Source organism: Streptomyces javensis (assembly GCF_039525925.1).
Classification (GTDB): domain Bacteria; phylum Actinomycetota; class Actinomycetes; order Streptomycetales; family Streptomycetaceae; genus Streptomyces; species Streptomyces asiaticus.
Map to the genome: position 1 here is coordinate 80,810 of NZ_BAAAIF010000027.1, position 21,559 is coordinate 102,368.

The window sequence follows — 21,559 nt, forward strand, 5'->3', positions numbered from 1 at the left end:
AGGTTCGAGGTTTCGATGCGCACGCTGCTGGTAGACAACTACGACTCCTTCACCTACAACCTGTTCCACTACCTGGCCGAGGTGGGCGGCCGGGAGCCCGAGGTGATCCGGCACGACGACCCCGGCTGGAAGCCCGAGATGCTGCGGGACTTCGACAACGTCGTCATCTCCCCCGGACCCGGCAGCCCGGAGCGCGCGGCCGACTTCGGCGTCTGCCGCGACATCGTGCTCGAAGGCGCCCTGCCGCTGCTCGGCGTCTGCCTGGGCCACCAGGGGGTGGGCCTGCTGAGCGGGGCCCGGGTGGTCCGGGCCGCCGAGCCCCGGCACGGCCGGCTGTCCCGGGTGACCCACGACGGAACCGGCCTCTTCACCGGCCTGCCCAGCCCCTTCGAGGTCGTCCGCTACCACTCGCTCACCGTCACCGACCTGCCCGGGGAGCTGCGGGCCACCGCCTGGACCGAGGACGGTGTGCTGATGGGGATCGCCCACCGCGAACGGCCCCTGTGGGGCGTGCAGTTCCACCCCGAGTCCATCTGCACCGAGCACGGCCGGCGGCTGCTGACCAACTTCGCCGACCTCACCCGCTCCTGGCAGACTCGCCGGGGAGTGGAACCGGCGGCGCGGCGGCGCGGCACCCGCTCCTCCCTCCGCGGCGGCGCGGAACCCACCGCCGCGGAGCGGGCCACCCCGCGGTCGCTGCGGGTGCTGGTGGAGACCCTGCCCACCCGCTGGTCCGACGAGGTGGTCTTCGACCGGCTCTTCCGCGCCGACGGACACGCCTTCTGGCTGGACAGCAGCGCCACCGGGGGCGAGCGCGGACGGTTCTCGATGATGGGGGACGCCTCCGGGCCGCTGGCCCGGGTGGCCACCGCCGACACCTGGGCGGGCACCGTCACGGTCGCCGCGGGCGGCTCCCGCGAGGTGCTGCACGAGGAGTTCCTGCCCTGGATCGAGCGCGACCTGCGCGCCGCCCGGGTCCACCTTCCCGCGCTGCCCTTCGACTTCGCCCTCGGCTGGACCGGATACCTCGGCTACGAGCTCAAGGCCGAGTGCGGCGGTGAGCGCACCCACCGCTCCTCGGAGCCCGACGCCGCGATGGTCTTCGCGGACCGCGCCGTGGTGTTCGACCACGAGACCTCGACCACCTATCTCCTCGCCCTGGCGGAGGAGGGCGAGGGGTGGGGCGGCGAGGCGCGGGGCGGCGAGGAGCAGGCCCGGGCCTGGCTGCGCGGAACCGCCGACCGGCTGGCGGAGCTGGCCGGGCGGGAGCCCCGCCCCACCCCGCTCACCACCGGCCCGGACGGGATACGGCTGCGCCATGACCGCGAGCGCTACCTGGAGATGATCGGCACCTGTCAGGAGCTGATCGCCGCGGGGGAGACCTATGAGGTGTGCCTGACCAACATGGCCGAGGCCGAAGGACCGGTGGACCCGTGGGCCGCGTACCAGTATCTGCGCCGGGCCAGCCCCGCCCCGTTCGCCGCGCTGCTCCGCTTCGGTCCGCTGTCCGTGCTGAGCACCTCGCCCGAGCGCTTTCTGCGGGTCTTCCGGGACGGCACCGTGGAGTCCCAGCCGATCAAGGGCACCCGGCCGCGCGGCGGCTCCCCGGCCGAGGACGAACTGCTCCGGGTCGACCTCGCCACCAGCGAGAAGGACCGCTCCGAGAACCTGATGATCGTCGATCTGGTGCGCAACGACCTCGGCCGCACGGCGGAGATCGGCTCGGTGCGGGTGCCCAAGATCTTCGACGTCGAGACCTATGCGACGGTCCATCAGCTGGTCAGCACCGTACGCGCCACCCTGCGGCCGTCGAGCTCCGCGGTCGAGAGCGTGCGTGCCGCGTTCCCCGGCGGGTCGATGACCGGTGCGCCCAAGATCCGCACCATGCAGATCATCGACGATCTGGAGGCGGGGCCGCGCGGGGTCTACTCGGGCGCCATCGGCTACTTCTCGCTGTCCGGGGCGTGCGATCTGAGCATTGTGATCCGCACCCTGGTGGTGACCCCGGACCGGGTCCGGTACGGGGTGGGCGGGGCGATCGTGGCGCTGTCCGACCCGGACGAGGAGTTCGAGGAGACGGCCGTGAAGGCGACCCCGCTGCTGCGGCTGCTGGGCGCGGAGTTCCCCGGCCGGGTGGGCACCGAGACGGCGGCGGCCCGCTGAGCGTCCCCGCGGCCCGGACACCGGGCCCGGACACCCCTAAGCGCTTGCTCACTCTCCGTGTAGGGTGTGCGCCATGGACGCGGAGCCGAAGAACACCGGAGGCAAGGTCGAGCCCTGGGGCGACATCACCCCCGACGCCGCCCGGCGGCTGGTGAGCGCCGCCGTGCACGCCTTCGCGGAGCGTGGCTACCACGCCACCACCACCCGGGACATCGCCAGCCGGGCCGGCATGAGCCCGGCCGCGCTCTACATCCACTACAAGACCAAGGAAGAGCTGCTCTACCAGATCAGCAAGGTCGGCCATGAGCGGGCCCTGACGATCCTGGAGCGGGCGCGGGACAGCGAAGGCACCCCCGCCGAGCGGCTGGCCGACGCCGTACGCTCCTTCGTCCGCTGGCACGCCGAGCACCACACGACCGCGCGCGTGGTGCAGTACGAGCTCGGCGCCCTGGCGGAGGAGCACCACGCCGAGGTCATCGCGGTCCGCAAGGCCACCGACGGGGCGGTGCGCTCGATCATCGAGGACGGGGTGAAGGCGGGCGTCTTCGACGTGCCGGACGTCCGCGGCACCTCGGTCGCGGTGCTGTCCCTGTGCATCGACGTCGCCCGCTGGTTCAACGCCGGCGGGCGCAGCACCCCCGACGAGGTCGGCGACCTCTACGCGGGTCTGGTGCTGCGCATGGTGGGCGCCGGCGGTCAGCGGTAGAAGCGGACCACGGACTCCGCCACGCACACCGGCTTGTCGCCGCCCTCCCGCTCCAGGGTCACCGTCAGCGTCATCTGGAGACCGTCCTTGACCTCGGCCACCTCCACGACGCGGCCGGTGGCGCGCAGCCGGGAGCCGACCGGGACGGGGGAGGGGAAGCGGACCTTGTTGACCCCGTAGTTGATGCCCATGCGCACGCCCTCGACCCGCAGCAGCTGCGGGGTGAACGACGGCAGCAGGGACAGCGTCAGATAGCCGTGCGCGATCGTGGTGCCGAACGGACCGGCGGCCGCCTTCTCCGGGTCCACATGGATCCACTGGTGGTCGCCGGTCGCCTCGGCGAACAGGTCGATGCGCTTCTGGTCGACCTCCAGCCAGTCGCTGGGGCCGAGTTCCTCGCCGACCGCGGACCGCAGTTCATCGGGCGAGGTGAAGATCCTGGGCTCTGCCATGCGTGCCTCCCGGGCAACCACTTACTAAGCGACTGCTCAGCATGGTGGGCTGACCAGGGCCCTGTCAACGCGGACCGCGACGGCGCGGCCATCGGTGTGCGTCAGCGGCCGACGGCGAGCGTCAGTGGCCATCGGTGATCGACGGCGGTCTCAGGGATTCCGGCGCGCTCGCCGGTCGTCCGGTGGGTCAAAGGTTCCGACGAGCGCGCTCCCGGCCGGGGCGGCCGGGTGTCATACGGCGGCGTACCGGCTCATCCGGACCACCCGCCGGGCCTCCGTCAGGGCCTCGGTGGTCAGCAGCGGCAGCGGCACCACGATGCCGCAGTCCGCGCAGACCGGCCCGGCCGAGGGATAGCGGTCCAGGTCCTCGCGCCAGACCAGGCCCGGTCGGGTGCAGACCGGGCAGGCCGCCCCCGGTCCCGATTCCATCGCCGCGATCAGCCGTCGCAGCACATCCGCGAGGCGGTCGCCGGGATGGGTCGAGGGGCTCTCGCAGGGAATGATGTCGCATCCGCCCCAGGTGCGCAGATGCCAGTCGTCGACAGCGCTCGGCTGCCGGATGCCGAGAAGTTTCTCCTGCCTGCGCCGGGCGGCGAAGTCCGCCTCGTACGCGAGCCACAGTGTGCGGGCCTCCTCGAGCTCCTCAAGGGCGGTGAGCAGTCGGAGGGGGTCCGGCCTGCGGTCCTCCGGGGTGATCCCGGAGCGGGTGCACAGATGGTGCCAGGTCGCCCGGTGCCCGTACGGCGCGAACCGTTCCAGGCATTTGCGCAGCGATGTGCGCCGAGCGGTGATGTGTCTGCGTGGATTGCGAACCTCTCGTGCCAGTGCTCTGAAACCGGCCACTTCCTACCACCTCCGCGTGTTGCGGACCCGACTCGTTGTCGAATGGACGTAACGCAGCGCGATCCGGATCCATCGAATTCCCTGGATCTTCGCGGGCAGTCCTCATCCGTCCACAAGCGGAAAGAAGTTGACGCCCGCTCATCTTCCGGGCCGCTCATACCGCCGGTAACCTCCGTCCGACGGCAATCGGGAGGAGCGCACATGCGACGACGAACCCCCAGGCCCACCAGAACCCGCAAGCTCACCAGTACCGTGCTCGCCGCGGCCGCCGCGCTCGGCCTCGGCATCGCCCTCGCGGCCCCGGTGCCCCAGCCCGCCCGGGCGGAACCCGCCGCGGCGGCCACCGACTACTGCCGGGGCCAGTGCTCCGACATCCTCCCGCCGGGCGCCACCGGCAACGCCACCCTCGCCGACATCCTCGCCAACCGGGTGCTGGGCACCCATCCGGAGCACAGCACCGACCAGCTCGGCCCGTACGGCAATCTGGCGAGCGGCTACCCCACGCTCACCGACGACAAGCTGAACGGCTTCTTCAACGACTCCTCCTTCGGAGTCCCCGCCGACCAGGTCGCCTCCGTGACCAAGCCGCGCGACGACGTCACGATCACCCGCGACAAGAAGACCGGCGTCCCGCACATCCAGGGCACCACCCGCGAGGGCACCGAGTTCGGCGCCGGATACGCCGCAGCCCAGGACCGGCTGTGGCTCATGGACCTCTTCCGCCACGTGGGCCGCGGCGAGCTGACCCCCTTCGCCGGCGGCGCCCCCGCCAACCAGGGCCTGGAGCAGGACTTCTTCCGCCAGGCGCCGTACACCGAAGCGGACTACCAGGCGCAGATCGACTACATCCTCACCCACGGCGGCGAGCGCGGCCGCCAGGCGCTGGCCGACGCCCAAGCGTATGTCGACGGCATCAACGCCTACGCCAAGAAGTCCAAGGACGGCCGGTACTTCCCCGGTGAGTACGTGCTCACCGGCCATATCGACGCGATCACCAACGCCGGTGAGATCCAGCCGTTCAAGCTCACCGACCTGATCGCCCTCGCCTCCGTCGTCGGCGCGCTCTTCGGCAACGGCGGGGGCGGCGAGGTGGAGGGCGCGCTCTCGCTGCTCGCCGCCCAGCAGAAGTACGGCCTCGCCGAGGGCACCGAGGTGTGGGAGTCCTTCCGGGAGCGCAACGACCCGGAGGCGGTGCTGACCGTGCGCGACGGCAGCTTCCCGTACGCGGACAAGCCCGCTACGCCTAAGGGCACCGCCCTGCCCGACCCCGGCTCGGTCACCCCCGAACAGCTCGTCTACGACCGCGAGGGCGGCGCCGCCACCAAGGCCCGCACCCGGGTCAAGGCCCCCAAGTCGTCCCTGGAGCCGCTGCGCGGCATCTACGACGACGGGGTGCTGCCCCGCGATCTGTTCAGCCGCAAGAAGGGCATGTCCAACGCGCTCGTGGTCTCCGGCAAGTACACCTCGAGCGGCCACCCGGTGGCCGTCTTCGGCCCCCAGACCGGCTACTTCGCCCCGCAGCTGCTGATGCTCCAGGAGATCCAGGGGCCGGGGATCAGCGCCCGCGGCGCCTCGTTCGCGGGGGTCGGGATGTACGTCCAGCTCGGCCGGGGCCAGGACTACGCCTGGAGCGCCACCACCTCGGCCCAGGACATCACCGACACCTACGCGGTCGAGCTGTGCTCCCCGGACGGCTCCGCGCCGCACCTGGACGCCACGTACTACCGCTATCGCGGCGACTGCGTGGCGATGGACAAGCTGGAGCGGCGCAACGCCTGGAAGCCCACCCTCGCCGACTCCACCGCCGCCGGCTCGTACCGGATGCAGGTCTACCGCACCAAGTACGGGCTGGTCACCCATCGCGCGACCGTCGGCGGCAAACCGGTGGCCTACACCATGCTGCGCTCCACCTACCGCCACGAGGCCGACTCCATCATCGGCTTCCAGATGCTCAACGACCCCGGCTATGTGACCGACGCCAAGTCCTTCCAGAGCGCGGCCCAGCACATCAACTACACCTTCAACTGGTTCTACGCCGACTCCCGGCAGACCGGGTACTACAACAGCGGGCTCAACCCCGTGCGCGCCGCGGACGTCGACTCCTCGCTGCCGGTGAAGGCCGAAACCGCCTATGAGTGGCGGGACTTCGACCCGAAGGACAACACCGCGGCCGCCACCCCGCCCGCCGAACACCCCCAGTCCATCGACCAGGACTACTACATCAGCTGGAACAACAAACTGGCCAAGGACTACAGCGCGGCCGGCTTCGGCAACGGCTCGGTGCACCGCGGCAACCTCCTCGACGACCGGGTGCGCGCCCTGGTCCGCAAGGGCGGTGTCACCCGCTCCGCGCTCACCCGGGCCATGGCCGAGGCCGCCGTCACCGATCTGCGCGGCGAGGACGTACTGCCGGAGCTGCTGAAGGTGGTGCGCTCGCGGCCCATCGACGATCCCCAGCTGGCCACGGCCGTCCAGCAGCTGGACTCCTGGCAGTCGGCGGGCTCACAGCGCCATGAGACCAGCGCCGGTTCGCACACCTACGGGCATGCCGACGCGGTACGGATCATGGACGCCTGGTGGCCGCTGCTGGTCGAGGCCGAGTTCAAGTCCGGCCTCGGCGACGGGCTCTACGACGCGCTGCGCGCCAATCTGGCCGTCGACGAATCACCCTCGGCCGGGCACGGCCCCACCGGCTCGCACGCCGGGTCGTCCTTCCAGTACGGCTGGTGGTCCTATGTCGACAAGGATCTGCGCACGGTCCTCGGCGAGGACGTCAAGGGCCCGCTGGCCCGCCCGTACTGCGGCGGCGGGCAGCTCAGCGCCTGCCGTGACGCCCTGCTGACCAGCCTGAAGACGGCCGTGGGCAAGACCGCCGCCCAGGTCTACCCGGGGGACGACAACTGCTCCGCGGGCGACCAGTGGTGTGCCGACGCCATCATCCACCGGCCCGTCGGCGGGCTCACCCACGACAAGATCAGCTGGCAGAACCGGCCCACCTTCCAGCAGGTCGTGGAGTTCCCGGCGCACCGCTGAGGCCATGAGGAGCGGGGCCTCGCATCCGGCGGGGCCCCGCTCCCGGGTCCGCTACCCCTCTCCGATCCGGCCCGCGCGCAGCACCACCCGGGCCAGCTCCGCATGGCAGATGTCGCTGTGCGCCCCGGCCGGCGGCGCGCCGTGCCGGACCACCTCCGAGACATCGACGCTCACACAGCCCCCGGCCGGGAACGGGCCGTCCAGCGCCTCGGCCAGCTCCAGCCGCGGGCAGCCGTCCACCGCCTGGACGCCGTCGTACCCGATCGCCCCCCAGCGGATGTCGCCCGGCAGCAGCGAGGCATCGTCCCAGGACACCCGCGACGCCACCGGATACAGCAGCCCCAGCGCGGTGTCATGGCGCGAATGGCAGGACACCAGCGGTCCGCTGACCCGGCGCCGGGCGTCGTGCAGCACCCCGCCGCGGTCGGCCGCGTGCGGCAGCCGCCCGGCGAAGGCGTAGTGCGAGAACGCCCCCTGGAGCAGGGTCACCGACGCCACCGTGGCACTCTCGGGCAGCCCGGTCAGCGCGAACGACACCAGCTGGCCGCCGAAGCTGTGGCCGACCAGATGGATCCGCGGCGCGGTCCGCAGGGCCGCGAGGGCGCCGAGCACCGGCCCGAGGCCCTCGCGCCCGACGGTGCCGGCCCGCCGCTTCATCACGTAGTACGTCCCCTGGCGCAGCAGCTCGTGCGCCCCGTCCCAGAGGCCGCCGAGGCCGCTGTCGAAGACGGCGCGGTCCTCCGCGTCGGTCTTCCCGCGCGCCTCGGTGAGCGCGGCGGCGAACCGCTCACAGACCTCCGTCACGTCCTGCCCGAACATCGCCGGTACGCCGTCCTCGTCCGGTTCCGCGTCCGTGTCCGCCGCGTCCCCCGCGCCGCCGGACATCCCGCGCACCCGCACCAGACCGCGCACCAGCACCGCGAACTCGTCCAGCGCCGCCAACCGTTCCGGCCGCTCGGCCAGCAGTTCCGCGAGGCGCGCCACGATCTGCTGCCGCCTCGGGAAGACCACGTCCAGCGCCCGGTGGGTGTCCGCGTCGAGCCCCGGCGGCTCCCCGGGTGCCTTTTCCCGGGGTAACCCCCCGAGCGACTCGTCGGCGAACCGCATCGACGGCCACACCACTCCCACATAGCCCGGCCGCGCCGGGCCCGCCTCGCCGAGCAGCCCCGGGAAGGGCGCGAAGAAGCGGTCGTACAGTCGTGTGGCCATGGTCCGGGTGTTATTCCAGCCGTGCGAGAACACCACCAGATCGGTGAGCTCCGCTTGAGCGGCCTGTTCCAGCAGCCGGTCCCGCTGCCGGGTGTCGACGTCCCCGTCCGCGTCGAATCTCAGCTCCCAGTACGGCCTTACGCTCATCCCCGTCATCGTTCTTTCCCCTCGGATGGTCCGATGTGCGTGCATCGTCCCAACTGCCCCGACCGCTGGCCATACGACACGCGTACGGTCGCCGTCGGACAATCGGCCAGCCGTTCGACTTACCCGGAATGGGACGGGGGGAACCTGGAATGCCGGGCTCCGTCACCATCCTGCGATAGGGAATTCCCGAATATCCATCGGAAGAATATCGCCGCTGTTCTCGGGATCAGTTCATGACAAGACGCTGCACTATGCTGCGAACGGAAACGTCATTGGGGTGCCGAATACTCTTCGAGCGGAAGGCCGGAATGCCCTTAAAGGATCGATGGCAGTACCCGACGGCGCTGCTGGACATGACGATGGACCAGCTCAGGACGTTGCTCGCGGTCCATGAGGCGGGCACCGCGCTGGGCGCCGCCCGGCTGCTGGGGCGGGAGCAGTCCAGTGTGCAGAAACAACTGGACACCCTGAACCGGAACTTCGGCGCACTGTGCGGAGAGCCGTTGGTGGTCAAACGGGGGCGCAGTCAGAATGTGCTCTTCACCGCGACCGGGGAGTCCCTCGCCGGACTCGCCCGCGGCACCCTGGAGGACTGGCGGGAGGGGCTGCACGACTGCCGCCGCCGGCTCGGCAGCCGGCTCGTGGTCGGCTCCACCCGTTACACCCTCGGCTTTCTGCTGAATGCCGTGGAGCTGGTCACCGAGGAATTCGACGGCCGGGGCGTCGAGCTCAAGGTCGAGCATGTGCGCACCCGGGATCTGCTCCAGCGGCTCGACGCCAAGGAACTCGACCTGGTCTGCGGCAGCGTGCTCACCACGGCGGGTCACGACGACCGGCTGGGAGGCTTCGAGGTGATGGAGTGGCGGCGCAGCGGTCTCTCCCTGGTCACCAACCTCGGTGCCGAGGAGCTGCCCGGACCCTCGGTCCCGGTGAGCGAGCTGCCCCGGCTGCCGCTCGCGGTCTCCGCCGACGGCCTCATACCCGGCTTCCTGCGCGGCTGGTTCGGCGCCCGCTACCGCCAGGAGCTGTACATCGCGGCCGAGATCGACACCGTGCAGTACGGCCTCGAGCTGCTCTCCTCCGGAGTGCTGCGCGGCTGTGTGCTGGTCACCGAGGGCATCGGCGACGCGGTGGCCGACGGGCGGATCCGGGCCGGGGCCGGGCTGCGCACCCTGGAGCTGACCGACGGCATGGGGCCGGAGCTGGAAGTGCTGGTCGGGGTGTTCGTACGGGCCGGTGAGCGCACCGCGCAGGACGCCGACCATCCGCTCAATGTGCTGTGGAGCGCGCTCGCCGGGGAGAACGCGCGGTGGCGCAGCGTCATGCGCAAGGAGCGCCCCGGCCGGTAACCCGCCCGCCGTCGGCGGGTAACCCCTCGGCCGTCCGCGGGGTGGCAGATGTGCCTCTTCCGTTGACACATACCGACTGGTTAGTCTGCTGGGCGGAAGCCGGGCCGGACAGGAGCCGAGCCGGGCGGAAGCCGATCCGAGCCGAGCCGAGGAGCTGCGAATCGTGGGTACCGTGCGTGGGGCGCGTGTAGTGGTCACCGGAGCGGGCGGCGGCATCGGCGCCGCCCTCGCCCGGCGCTTCGCCGCCGAGGGCGCCCGGGTCGTGGTCAACGACCTCGACGCCGCCAAGGCCGCCTCCGTCGCCGGGGAGATCGGCGGGATCCCCGTCCCCGGTGACGCCTCCGGTGTCGTACCCGCGGCGCGCGAGGCGCTGGGCGGTGGCATCGACATCTTCTGCGCCAACGCGGGTGTCGGCCACGACGGCGGCCCCGAGGCCGACGAGGCGGTGTGGCAGCAGTCCTGGGACGTCAATGTGATGGCCCATGTGCGGGCCGCTCGGGAGCTGCTGCCCGAGTGGCTGGAGCGCGGCAGCGGCCGCTTCGTGGCCACCGTCTCCGCCGCCGGGATCCTCACCATGATCGGCTCGGCGCCGTACGCGGTCTCCAAGCACGCCGCGCTCGCCTTCGCCGAATATCTCTCGGCCACCTACCGCCACCGCGGCATCGGCGTCCACGCCGTCTGCCCGCAGGGAGTGCGCACCGACATGCTCACCGCCTCCGGGACCGCCGGGGAGCTGGTGCTGGCGCCCACCGCGATCGAGCCCGAACAGGTGGCCGACGCCGTTCTCGCGGGCATCGACGAGGAGCGCTTCCTGATCCTTCCGCACCCCGAGGTGGCCCGCCACTACGCCGCCCGCGCCGGTGACACCGACCGCTGGCTGGGCGGCATCAACAAGCTTCAGCGCAAGCTCGAAGAGCTCGAGGCGGCGTCCGGCTCGGGCTGACCCCGCGGCCCGGCGCTCCCGTGTCTTCCGTACCTTCCCGCCCCACCACCCTCACCCCCGTCGAGACAGGGCCGCACCCATGACCACGTACCAGGACCAGCCATGGCTCGCTCAGCTCAATGAGAAACAGCGCCGGCCGATCGTCCCGCGGCCGAGTCCGCTGCACGCGTTCCGGGACGCCGTGCGCACCGCCCCCGACCACCCGGCGCTCGCCTACTTCGACGGACGGCTGACCTACCGGGAGGCCGACGAGCTCTCCGACGGCATAGCCGGCCACCTCGCCGAGCGCGGCTTCCGGCCCGGCGACCGCGTCGCGATCATGCTCCAGAACACCCCGCACTTCGTGCTCGCGCTGCTGGGCGCGTGGAAGGCGGGCGGCACGGTCGTCCCGGTCAACCCCATGTACAAGGGCGCCGAGCTCGCGCACATCCTCGGCGACGCCGAGGTGAGCGCCCTGGTCTGCTCCCGCCACGGCTGGGAGGACTACATACGCGACACGGCCGCCGCGTCCCCGGTGCGCATCGCGCTCACCGCCGATGCCCGCGACCTCCAGACCCGCGACGACGAGCGGGTGCTGCGCGACCGGCCCATCCCGGTCCCCGAGGACACCGAGGACCTCCTCGCCGTCGCCCGCGCCGGGGCCCGCCCGCCGTCCGTCCCCGCCCCGAGCCCCGACGACATCGCGCTGATCAGCTACACCTCCGGGACCAGCGGCACCCCCAAGGGCGCCACCAACACCCACGGCAACATCTCCTACAACGCCGACCGGCAGCACCTCCTCCACGAGCTGCCCACCGGGTCGACCATCTTCGCGCTGGCCCCGCTGTTCCACATCACCGGCATGGTCTGCGAGCTGTGCGCGTGCGTGTCCGGAGCCGGCACCCTGGCCCTGGCCTACCGCTTCGAGACCGGCGTCGTCCTCGACGCCTTCGCCGAGCACCGCCCCGTCTACACCGTGGGCCCCTCCACCGCCTTCATGGCGCTGATGGCCCACCCCCGGGCCACCCGCGACCACTTCTCGTCCTTCCGGATCATCTCCTCCGGCGGCGCCCCGCTGCCGCCCGCGCTGGTCGAGCGGTTCCAGTCCGGCTTCGGCCCGTATCTGCACAACGGCTACGGGCTCACCGAGTGCACCGCGCCCTGCGCCAGCGTCCCGCCCGGGGTCCGCGCCCCCGTCGACCCCGTCTCCGGCACCCTCGCCGTCGGCGTCCCCGGCGCCGACACCGTCGTGCGCATCGCGGACGACGAGGGGCGGGACGTGCCGTTCGGCGAGCAGGGCGAGATCGTCGTCCGCGGCCCGATGGTGGTGCCCGGCTACTGGCGGCGCCCGGAGGCGACCGCGGCCGCCCTCCCCGACGGGGAACTGCGCACCGGCGACATCGGTTTCATGGACGAGGGCGGCTGGCTGTACGTGGTCGACCGCAAGAAGGACATGATCAACGCCTCGGGGTTCAAGGTGTGGCCGCGCGAGGTCGAGGACGTGCTCTACACTCACCCCGCCGTGCGGGAGGCGGCCGTCGTCGGCAAACCCGACACGTACCGCGGCGAGACGGTCAAGGCGTATGTGAGCCTGCGATCAGGGGCCGAGGTCACACCGGACGAGCTGTCCGCGTACTGTGCGGAGCGACTGGCCGCGTACAAGTACCCCCGCGAGGTGGAGATCCTGCCGGAACTCCCGAAGACGACCAGTGGCAAGATCCTCCGGCGGGAACTGCGAGGATGAGAGAGAAGAGGAAGAGAACGGGTGGCGACCATGGCCAGAGCGACGGACGGTGACGGACAGCCGGTGCCACAGCGGCTGCTGGCCGCTGCCACCCGCCTCTTCGCGGAGCGGGGCTACGACCGGACGTCCGTACAGGAGATCGTCGAGGCGGCGGGCGTCACGAAGGGCGCGCTCTACCACTACTTCGGCTCCAAGGACGATCTGCTCCACGAGATCTACGGCCGGGTGCTCCGGCTCCAGCAGGAGCGGCTGGACGCCTTCGCGGACGCGGACGCGCCGGTGGAGACGCGGCTGCGGGAGGCGGCGGCCGATGTCGTGGTCACCACCATCGAGAACCTCGACGACGCGACCATCTTCTTCCGGTCGATGCATCAACTCAGCCCGGAGAAGCACAAGCAGGTGCGTGCCGAGCGGCGCCGCTACCACGAGCGGTTCCGCGCGCTGATCGAGGAGGGGCAGCGGGCCGGGGTGTTCAGCACCCGGACCCCGGCGGACCTGGTGGTGGACTACCACTTCGGCTCCGTCCACCACCTGGGCACCTGGTACCGCCCCGGCGGCCGCTGGGCCCCCCAGGAGGTCGCCGACCACCTGGCCGATCTGCTGATGCGCGCGCTGCGGCCGTAAGTGTCCTCGAGCGCCGGACGGGCTGGAAGATCCAGCCCGTCCAGGGGGGCACCTCACAGCGGTAGCCGGGGGAGCTTGAGGGCCGGGGGAACGGGGGCGGAGCCCCCGCGAACCCCGCCCCGCCCCAGCTACACGTACCGCTTCAACTCCCGCCGCGCCAGCGACCGCTGGTGCACCTCATCCGGCCCGTCCGCGAGCCGCAACGTCCGCGCCGCAGCCCACAACTCGGCCAGCGGAAAGTCCTGGCTCACCCCACCCGCGCCATGCAACTGCACCGCCCGGTCCAGGATCTCCACCACCGTCCGCGGCGTCGCGATCTTGATGGCCTGGATCTCGGTGTGCGCCTCGCGGTTGCCCACCGTGTCCATCAGCCAGGCGGTCTTCAGCACCAGCAGCCGCAGCTGCTCGACCGCCACCCGCGCGTCCGCGATCCACTCGTGCACCTGCCCCTGCTGGGCGAGCGCCTTGCCGAACGCCTGCCGGGCCACCGCCCGACGGCACATCAGCTCGATGGCGCGCTCGGCCATGCCGATCAGCCGCATGCAGTGGTGGATCCGGCCGGGGCCGAGCCGGGCCTGGGCGATGGCGAAACCGCCGCCCTCCTCGCCGATGAGGTTGCTCACCGGCACCCGCGCCCCGTCGAAGACCACCTCGGCGTGGCCGCCGTGGTAGTGGTCCTCGTAGCCGTACACCCGCATCGCCCGCCGGACCTCGACGCCCGGGGTGTCGCGCGGCACCAGCACCATGGACTGCTGGCGGCGCACATCGGCGCCCTCCGGGTCGGTCTTGCCCATCACGATGAAGATCTTGCAGTCGGGGTTCATCGCCCCGGAGATGTACCACTTGCGCCCGGTGATGACGTACTCGTCGCCGTCGCGCTCGATCCGGGTCTCGATGTTGGTCGCGTCGGACGAGGCGACCTCGGGCTCGGTCATCGCGAAGGCCGACCGGATCTCGCCCGCGAGCAGCGGCTCCAGCCACTGCTTGCGCTGCTGGTCGTCGCCGAACTGGGCGAGCACCTCCATGTTGCCGGTGTCGGGGGCGGCGCAGTTCAGGGCGGTCGGGGCCAGCTGGGGGCTGCGGCCGGTGATCTCGGCGAGCGGGGCGTACTGGAGGTTGGTCAGCCCCGCGCCGTACTCGGCGTCGGGCAGGAAGAGGTTCCACAGCCCCTGGCGGCGGGCCTCGGCCTTGAGCTCCTCGACGATCGGCGGGGTCAGCCAGGGGGAGTCGAGGGCGGCCCGCTGCCGCTCGGCGACCGCCTCCGCGGGATGGACGTGCTCGTCCATGAAGGCGAGCAGCTTGGCGCGGAGCTCTTCGGTCCGGGCGTCGAATGCGAAGTCCATGACGGGATCAGCTCTCCTGGAGGGTGGTGAGGCCGTGGTCGATGAAGGCGGGGACGATGTCGCCGATGCGGTCGAAGCCCGCGCCGAGGGTCTGGCCGAGGGTGTAGCGGTAGTGGATGCCCTCGAGGATCACCGCCAGCTTGAAGTAGGCGAAGGCGGTGTACCAGGAGACGCCGCTGACATCGCGCCCCGAACCCTCGGCGTAGCGCTGGATCAGCTCGTCCGTGGACGGGTGGCCGGGGGCGCCCTGGGTGGAGGAGATGGGGGAGTCGGCGAGATTCGGATGACCGCTGTACATCACGATCAGTCCGAGGTCGGTCAGCGGATCGCCGAGCGTGGACATCTCCCAGTCCAGGATCGCGGTGATCCGGTCGTCGGCGTTCACCAGGACGTTGTCGAGCCGGTAGTCGCCGTGCACGACCGTGGGCGCGGGGGAGGTCGGGAGCGCCTTGGCGAGCCGGGTGTGCAGCTCGTCGATCCCGGCCAGCTCACGGCTGCGGGAGGCGGTCAGCTGCTTGCCCCAGCGGCGCAGCTGCCGCTCCAGGAACCCCTCCGGGCGCCCGAAGTCACCGAGCCCGACCTCGGCCGGGTCGACGGCGTGCAGCGTCACGAGCGTGTCGACGAGGGAGAGCACGACCTCCCGGGTGCGCTCCGGGCCGATGCCGGCGAGCTGCTCGGCGGTGCGGTACGGGGTGCCCTCGACGAACTCCATGACGTAGAAGGGCGATCCGATGACCGAGTCGTCCTCGCACAGCAGCACCGGCTCCGGCACCGGCACGGCCGTCGGGTGCAGGGCGCTGATCACCCGGTGCTCCCGCGCCATGTCATGGGCGGTGGCGAGCACATGGCCCAGCGGCGGTCGGCGGACCACCCAGCGGGACGTGCCGTCGGTGACCGTGTAGGTGAGATTCGAGCGGCCGCCTTCGATCAGCCCGGCCCTCAGCGGCCCGCGCACCAGCCCCGCGCGTTCGCGGTCGAGATGGGCGCGGAGCCGTTCGAGGTCGAGTCCTGGGGGATTGCCTGCGTTCATCGAACCTCTCTCGTACTCGTACTCGTACTCGTATCCGGGGAACGGGCGGACCGTTCGTCCCGCCTCATGATGCCGACCAGTCGGTATGTAGTCCAGTGGGCCTCGGGTGCGGGGTGTGTGATGTGGCGTGTGACGTGGCGGTTCGAGGGGATACGCGGCGGGGCCCGGGCGGGGTGACGCGGGCGGGGTGACGCAGGCGGGGCCACCGGGCGGGGTGACCCGGGCGGGGTGACCCGGGCGGGGGGCGTTTCTGCTGGGCTTCTGGTTCGGCGGGGTGGAGCCGCGCGCCGCGCTGCCGCCGCTGGCGGTGCAGGGCCCGGCGTAGCGGGCGGCGCGGGGTGCGGCTGGGTGCGGGTGGGTGCGATTTGCGGTGGCGGGGGGCGAGCAGGAGCGTCGAAGGGGAGGAGCGGGCAAGAACAGGCCGGGACGGGGAACCCGCGAAGAAAGCCGCGAGCCCAGGAAGGAAGCCGCGAACCCAGGAAGGAAGCCGCGAACCCGCGAAACCGACCGCGAACCCGCCACGAACCGCGAAGACCGCGAGGAGTGCCACCATGAAGGCCATCAGCTACCGCCGCTACGGCGGTCCCGAGGTCCTGGAGTACGGGGAGCGGCCGGAGCCCAAGGTCGGCCCCGACTCCGTGCTGATCAGGGTCAAGGCCGCCGCCGTGAACCCCGTGGACTGGAAGGCGCAGGCCGGATACCTCGAACCGGTCCTGGACGCGGTCTTCCCGGTCATCCCCGGCTGGGACGTCGCGGGGGTGGTGGAGCGGCCGGGCCCGGCGGTGACGGAGTTCCAGCCCGGTGACGAGGTGATCGGGTACGTACGGGAGGACTTCCTCTCCCGGGGCACCTGCGCCGAGTACGTGGCCGCGCCCGTCCGCACCCTCGCCCGCAAACCGCGGAACCTCTCCTTCACCCAGGCCGCGGGCATCCCGCTGGCGGGCCTGACGGCGTACCAGTGCCTGGTGCGGGCGCTGAGGGTCGGCGAGGGCGACACGGTGCTGGTGCACGCGGGGGCGGGCGGGGTCGGCTCGATGGCGGTGCAGCTGGCGCGGCACATGGGGGCGCGGGTGATCGGCACGGCGGGGGAGCGCAACCACGAGTATCTGCGCGCGCTCGGGGCCGAGCCGACGGTGTACGGGGACGGGCTCGCGGACCGGGTCCGCGCCCTCGCCCCGAACGGGGTGGACGCCGTGCTCGACCTCGTCGGCGGCGACGCGCTCGCCGTCTCCTCCGAACTCCTCGCCCCCGAGGGCCGCCTGGCCTCCATCGCCGACCCGGCCGTGCTCGGCCTGGGCGGCCGCTACGTCTTCGTCCGCCCCGACCCCGACGACCTCCAGGACCTCACCGACCTCGCCGAACGCGGCGCCCTCGGCGTCGAGGTCTCCGCGGTCTTCCCCCTCCAGAAGACGGCGGACGCGCAGCGGCTGAGCATGGAGGGCCACGTCAGGGGCAAGATCGCCCTCACGGTGGACTGACCCGAGCCGCCTGCGGCGGGCCATTCCCCCACCCCGAAACAAGGGGCTCCGCCCCTTGCCCCCACCGGAGCTCCGCCCCGGATCGCGGGTGCGGGTGGGTCGCCTGCGGGTCCCCGCTTGGGCTTCGCCTCAGGCCCCCCGGAGCCCCGGAGCCCCGGAACCTGCACCCCCGGGGCCCCGGAGCCCCGGAACCCCGGAGCCCCGGGCCCCGGCACCGGCCAGCCGATGAGCTCCGTACCCCGCCCCGCCCACCCCTATCGCAGCGTCGCCACCCCCAGCACCGCCAGTGCGACCGTGCAGGCGACCGCGGCCGCGGCCGCCCGCGGGGACAGGGCGGGCGGCCGGGGCGCGTGCATGGCCCGGATGCGGTGGTGGGCCAGGGTCAGGAAGGCCAGCCACGCCAGCACCACCAGGGCCAGGACCACGAGCGAGACCGGGTCGATACCGCCGTGCAGCGTCTGCCGGCCCGCGAGCGAGGCGGCCACCGCGCACGCCAGCGTCGTACGGCGCCACGCCAGCCGCGTCCGCTCCGGCTGGAGGCCGGGGTCCCGGTCCCGCGTGCGGGATCCGTCGGTCCCATTCCCTTCCGGCATCGCCTCACACCTCCCGGCTCACCCACCCCACCCGAAGGCGGCCACGATCACCATCAGCAGTGCGACCACCCCGACCGCGAGCCCCAGCGCGATCGGGAAGCGGGACGTCGGCAGGTCCTCGCCGCGCCGCATGGCCCGCTCGCAGCGGACCCAGTGGCTGATGGCCCGCAGGGCGCACAGCGCGCCGGCCGCCAGCAGCATGAGCGCCAGCGCGAGCCGCAGCGGGCGGCCGGTCTCCGGAAGGAACTGGTCGACCGCGAACCCGCCGCCCACCAGCGCCATCGCGGTGCGCAACCACGCCAGGAAGGTCCGTTCGTTGGCGAGCGAGAAGCGGTAGTCGGGGGTGTCGCCCTCCTCCCGCAGCCGCTCCGGCGCGAACCACAGCCGGATGTCCGAGACCACCGACGTGCGCCCGCCGCCACGCGGCCCGGTGTGGCGGGAAGGCTCCGAGGGCCCGGGGCCCGAGGGCCCGGGCCCGGAAGAATCCGTCACCTTTCGACCTTCTCACGGCGCCACTCCACCAGCCGCCGGTACGCCTCCCACCCGTCCGGCACCCACTCCCACTCCGGCAGCCGCCGCGTCAGCTCCTCCTCGGTGAGAAAGGCGTGCCAGGCGACCTCCTCGGTCTGCGGCTCGACCGGCAGCTCGCAGCGCACCTCGTAGACCCGGCTCCACCAGGTGTGCTCGGGCGTCTCGTAGAGGAACGAGAACAGCGGTACGGGCGCGGGCAGCCCGCGCACCCCCAGCTCCTCCTCCGCCTCGCGCAGCGCCGCCTCGTCGTAGCCCTCGCCCGCGCCGACGACCCCGCCGACGAACATGTCGTACAGCGAGGGGAAGACCAGCTTCTCGGCGGTGCGGCGGTGGACGAAGATCCGGCCCTCGGCGTCCCGCGCCTGGATGAAGACGCAGCGGTGGCGGAGCCGGTGGGCCATGGCGTCACCGCGCCGGGCCTGGCCCACCACGCGATCCCGCTCGTCCACGATGTCCAGCAGTTCGTCGGCGGAAAGCGGTTCCTGATCAGGCATACCGCCATACAAGCAGATCTGGGGCGCGGTCAGCGCCGGTGGCCACCGCCGTAGCCGCCCCCGTACTCGCCCCCATAGCCCCCGCCATAGCCTTTCCCGCCGCTGTGGCCGTTGCCCCCGCCATGGCCGTTCCCGTCGCCATAGCCCCCGCCGTAGCCGTTTCCGCCGCCGCTCCCGTTCCCGCCGCCGTAGCCGCCCCCGTAACCGCCGCCCTGCCCCTGGCCCTGCCCCGGCCCGTACGGCCCCGAGCCGCCGTCCTGGCCGCCCTGGCCGTGCTGCCTCGCCTGCTGCTCGGCCCAGCTGTCGAACGCGTCCACCGCGTCCTGCCAGTCGTCGTACTGCCCCGGTCCCCGGGACGACCAGCCCGGCCAGGACGGGGTGGAGCGGCCCTTGCCGGACGACGGCGCCGCGGGCTTGTCCGGCGTGGAGTCGCCCGCCGGGGCCTGGGCGGTCGGCTGGGCCGCGGCCGGCGGCCGCGGCTTGGGCTTCTCGGCGCGGGCGCCGCGCAGCGGGGTCTTGCCCTTCGCCGCCTCGGCGTACGGGACGGCATGGCTCTCGGGCTCGTCGGGCGCGGCCGACGAGCTATCGTGGCCGGAGGCGGCCGTCGCCTGCCCGGCGTCCTTGCCCATCAGCATGAAGAGCGCGGTGGCCGCGCCGGTGGCCGACAGCAGAATCGCCCCGGCGGCCGCCTTGCGCCGGTTGTCCGCCGGGCGGCGGCGGGCGTGCCGGGGGCCGACCACCTCGCCGCGGAGCACCTGTGGTGCCTCGTCCGCGTCCGGCGCGGCTAAGAGGGGCTGTGGGCCGGGCGTGATGAGCGTCGGGTTCACCACACGACGTTCGACATCGGGCCTCGGCCCTGAGTGCTCAACGGAGCGGTCAGCCATGGTCGATGATGATGCCCGTTTGGCCGAACCCTGTCCAATGTCAGTGAACGAATGTGACCTTTTGTTCCACGCCCAGGTTGCGCGGAGGGAGTTGACCGTTCGGCACCGGGCCGACGGCGGCCGGAAACCGCTCCCACACCCGGGTTGACGCCGTACTGGCCGGTAGGCAGGATCGGCGGTCATGGCTCCGGCGGTACACCGTCGCCACACCGCCGGCGGCCGTCGGCGGGCTCACGAGAACGGGACACCACACCATGGCGTACGACGCGGATGTGATCGTGGTCGGCGCGGGGCTCGCGGGCCTCGCGGCCACCGCCGAACTGGCCGACGCCGGCCGTAAGGTGATCCTGCTCGACCAGGAGCCCGAGCAGTCACTCGGCGGCCAGGCCCACTGGTCCTTCGGCGGTCTCTTCCTCGTCGACTCGCCCGAGCAGCGCCGCCTGCGCATCCGCGACAGCCATGAACTCGCCTGGCAGGACTGGCTGGGCACGGCCGGGTTCGACCGCGAGGAGGACCACTGGCCGCGCCGCTGGGCCGAGGCGTACGTGGACTTCGCGGCCGGCGAGAAGCGGTCCTGGCTGCACGCCCAGGGGCTGCGGCTGTTCCCGCTGGTCGGCTGGGCCGAGCGCGGCGGCTACGACGCGACCGGCCACGGCAACTCCGTGCCCCGCTTCCACATCACCTGGGGCACCGGGCCCGGCATCGTGGCCCCCTTCGAGCGGCGGGTGCGGGCGGCCGTCGCCCGCGGCCTGGTCGAGCTGCGCTTCCGGCACCGGGTGACGGGGCTGGCCCGCAGCGCGGGCACGGTCGACACCGTCACCGGCGACATCCTGGAGCCCAGCCGGGCCGAGCGCGGCTCGCCCAGCGGCCGCGAGGTCACCGGGGCCTTCGAACTGCGCGCCCAGGCCGTGATCATCACCTCCGGCGGCATCGGCGGCAACCACGACCTCGTCCGCGCCAACTGGCCCGAGCGGCTCGGCTCCCCGCCCGAGCACATGATCTCCGGGGTCCCGGCCCATGTGGACGGCCGGATGCTCGGCATCGCCGAGGAGGCCGGCGGACGCATCATCAACCGCGACCGGATGTGGCACTACACCGAGGGCATCCAGAACTGGAACCCCATCTGGCCCCGGCACGGCATCCGCATCCTGCCCGGCCCGTCCTCCCTGTGGTTCGACGCGCGCGGCAAGCGGTTGCCGGTGCCGCTGTTCCCCGGCTTCGACACCCTCGGCACGCTCGAGCACATCATGCGGACCGGCCACGACTACACCTGGTTCGTGCTCACCCGGAAGATCATCGAGAAGGAGTTCGCGCTCTCCGGCTCCGAGCAGAACCCGGACCTCACCGGCAAGAGCGTCCGCGATGTGATCGGCCGCGGGCGGGCCGGGGCGCCGGGCCCGGTCCAGGCGTTCATGGACCACGGCGCCGACTTCATCGTCGAGCGGTCGCTGCCCGCGCTGGTCCGGCGGATGAACGAGCTCACCAAGGAGCCGCTCATCGACGAGGCCGAACTGCGCCGGGAGATCGAGGCCCGGGACCGCGAGATCGCCAACCCCTACACCAAGGACCTCCAGGTCACCGCCCTGCGCGGGACCCGCAAGTACATCGCCGACCGCCTCATCCGCACCGCCGCCCCGCACCGCGTCCTCGACCCCAAGGCGGGCCCGCTGATCGCCGTGCGGCTGCACATCCTGACCCGTAAGACGCTCGGCGGCCTCGAGACCGACCTCTCCTCCCGCGTCCTGACCGAGGGCGGCGAACCGCTGCCCGGCGTCTACGCGGCCGGGGAGGCGGCGGGCTTCGGCGGCGGCGGAGTGCACGGCTACCGCTCCCTGGAGGGCACCTTCCTGGGCGGCTGCCTCTTCTCGGGCCGTACGGCGGGCCGGGCGGCGGCCAAGGCGGTGGGGTAGGGGTGGGGCAGACGGTGGGGTAGACCGTAGTGGCGTGCCCCCCGGTACGCCGCCGGCCCCCGGAGTCTTACCGAAGTCTGACGAATCCCGGCAGGAGATGGCGC

The 21,559-nt window shown here is 72.4% G+C and carries 18 protein-coding genes; 9 read left to right on the top strand and 9 right to left on the bottom strand.

What is annotated here, in order from left to right; all coding sequences use genetic code 11:
* The first annotated feature begins 15 nt into the window (after positions 1 to 15).
* Together pabB and ABD329_RS23915 are read left to right on the top strand one after the other, a co-directional pair.
* Complete coding sequence (gene pabB / locus ABD329_RS23910; RefSeq protein WP_198278483.1) at positions 16 to 2,163, top strand: aminodeoxychorismate synthase component I; 2,148 nt, start codon at positions 16 to 18, stop codon at positions 2,161 to 2,163.
* A gap of 73 nt (positions 2,164 to 2,236) precedes the next feature.
* Positions 2,237 to 2,869 carry a TetR/AcrR family transcriptional regulator gene (locus ABD329_RS23915; protein ID WP_198278482.1) on the top strand — a complete coding sequence of 211 codons (633 nt, stop codon included), beginning with the start codon at positions 2,237 to 2,239 and terminating at the stop codon, positions 2,867 to 2,869.
* On the opposite strand, the gene ABD329_RS23920 is transcribed toward ABD329_RS23915, so the two are convergent.
* Positions 2,860 to 3,321, bottom strand: a complete 462-nt coding sequence (locus tag ABD329_RS23920; protein WP_198278481.1) for a MaoC family dehydratase — start codon at positions 3,319 to 3,321, stop codon at positions 2,860 to 2,862. The two genes, ABD329_RS23915 and ABD329_RS23920, sit on opposite strands and share 10 nt — an antisense overlap.
* Positions 3,322 to 3,552: 231 nt before the next feature.
* Positions 3,553 to 4,164 carry a hypothetical protein gene (locus ABD329_RS23925; RefSeq protein ID WP_198278480.1) on the bottom strand — a complete coding sequence of 204 codons (612 nt, stop codon included), beginning with the start codon at positions 4,162 to 4,164 and terminating at the stop codon, positions 3,553 to 3,555.
* A gap of 201 nt (positions 4,165 to 4,365) precedes the next feature.
* On the opposite strand from ABD329_RS23925, the gene ABD329_RS23930 reads away from it, so the two are divergent.
* Positions 4,366 to 7,197, top strand: coding sequence for a penicillin acylase family protein (locus ABD329_RS23930; protein WP_198278479.1), 2,832 nt, complete (start codon positions 4,366 to 4,368; stop codon positions 7,195 to 7,197).
* A 51-nt stretch (positions 7,198 to 7,248) separates the two neighbouring features.
* Here the strand turns inward: ABD329_RS23930 and ABD329_RS23935 are convergent, their stop codons facing one another.
* Positions 7,249 to 8,562, bottom strand: coding sequence for a serine-threonine protein kinase (locus ABD329_RS23935; RefSeq protein WP_198278478.1), 1,314 nt, complete (start codon positions 8,560 to 8,562; stop codon positions 7,249 to 7,251).
* 299 nt (positions 8,563 to 8,861) lie between these two features.
* Between ABD329_RS23935 and ABD329_RS23940 the strand changes: the two genes are divergently transcribed.
* From ABD329_RS23940 to ABD329_RS23955, 4 genes are all read left to right on the top strand, one after another.
* Complete coding sequence (locus ABD329_RS23940) at positions 8,862 to 9,902, top strand: LysR family transcriptional regulator (protein ID WP_198278477.1); 1,041 nt, start codon at positions 8,862 to 8,864, stop codon at positions 9,900 to 9,902.
* Between the two features lie 163 nt (positions 9,903 to 10,065).
* On the top strand, positions 10,066 to 10,845 hold the full coding sequence (locus tag ABD329_RS23945; protein WP_198278476.1) for an SDR family oxidoreductase: 780 nt from the start codon (positions 10,066 to 10,068) through the stop codon (positions 10,843 to 10,845).
* A gap of 79 nt (positions 10,846 to 10,924) precedes the next feature.
* Positions 10,925 to 12,568, top strand: coding sequence for a class I adenylate-forming enzyme family protein (locus ABD329_RS23950; protein ID WP_344316869.1), 1,644 nt, complete (start codon positions 10,925 to 10,927; stop codon positions 12,566 to 12,568).
* Between the two features lie 30 nt (positions 12,569 to 12,598).
* Complete coding sequence (locus ABD329_RS23955; RefSeq protein WP_037950214.1) at positions 12,599 to 13,192, top strand: TetR/AcrR family transcriptional regulator; 594 nt, start codon at positions 12,599 to 12,601, stop codon at positions 13,190 to 13,192.
* A 128-nt stretch (positions 13,193 to 13,320) separates the two neighbouring features.
* Here the strand turns inward: ABD329_RS23955 and ABD329_RS23960 are convergent, their stop codons facing one another.
* On the bottom strand, positions 13,321 to 14,535 hold the full coding sequence (locus ABD329_RS23960) for an acyl-CoA dehydrogenase family protein (protein ID WP_198282154.1): 1,215 nt from the start codon (positions 14,533 to 14,535) through the stop codon (positions 13,321 to 13,323).
* A 7-nt stretch (positions 14,536 to 14,542) separates the two neighbouring features.
* Complete coding sequence (locus ABD329_RS23965; protein ID WP_198282153.1) at positions 14,543 to 15,565, bottom strand: phosphotransferase family protein; 1,023 nt, start codon at positions 15,563 to 15,565, stop codon at positions 14,543 to 14,545.
* A 551-nt stretch (positions 15,566 to 16,116) separates the two neighbouring features.
* Between ABD329_RS23965 and ABD329_RS23970 the strand changes: the two genes are divergently transcribed.
* Positions 16,117 to 17,043 carry an NADP-dependent oxidoreductase gene (locus tag ABD329_RS23970; RefSeq protein WP_344316871.1) on the top strand — a complete coding sequence of 309 codons (927 nt, stop codon included), beginning with the start codon at positions 16,117 to 16,119 and terminating at the stop codon, positions 17,041 to 17,043.
* 254 nt (positions 17,044 to 17,297) lie between these two features.
* Here the strand turns inward: ABD329_RS23970 and ABD329_RS23975 are convergent, their stop codons facing one another.
* The 4 genes from ABD329_RS23975 to ABD329_RS23990 form a co-directional block, all read right to left on the bottom strand.
* Positions 17,298 to 17,636: a DUF202 domain-containing protein gene (locus ABD329_RS23975; RefSeq protein ID WP_344316872.1), complete on the bottom strand. Its 339-nt coding sequence runs from the start codon at positions 17,634 to 17,636 to the stop codon at positions 17,298 to 17,300.
* 18 nt (positions 17,637 to 17,654) lie between these two features.
* Positions 17,655 to 18,038, bottom strand: coding sequence for a YidH family protein (locus ABD329_RS23980; protein WP_309142992.1), 384 nt, complete (start codon positions 18,036 to 18,038; stop codon positions 17,655 to 17,657).
* A gap of 86 nt (positions 18,039 to 18,124) precedes the next feature.
* A complete protein-coding gene (locus tag ABD329_RS23985; protein WP_198282390.1) occupies positions 18,125 to 18,661 on the bottom strand; it encodes an NUDIX domain-containing protein in 537 nt (178 codons plus the stop codon).
* 29 nt (positions 18,662 to 18,690) lie between these two features.
* Positions 18,691 to 19,488, bottom strand: a complete 798-nt coding sequence (locus tag ABD329_RS23990) for a hypothetical protein (protein ID WP_344316873.1) — start codon at positions 19,486 to 19,488, stop codon at positions 18,691 to 18,693.
* 311 nt (positions 19,489 to 19,799) lie between these two features.
* Here ABD329_RS23990 and ABD329_RS23995 point away from each other — a divergent pair, with 311 nt between their 5' ends.
* Positions 19,800 to 21,455: an FAD-binding dehydrogenase gene (locus tag ABD329_RS23995; RefSeq protein WP_198280650.1), complete on the top strand. Its 1,656-nt coding sequence runs from the start codon at positions 19,800 to 19,802 to the stop codon at positions 21,453 to 21,455.
* Positions 21,456 to 21,559: the final 104 nt, after the last annotated feature.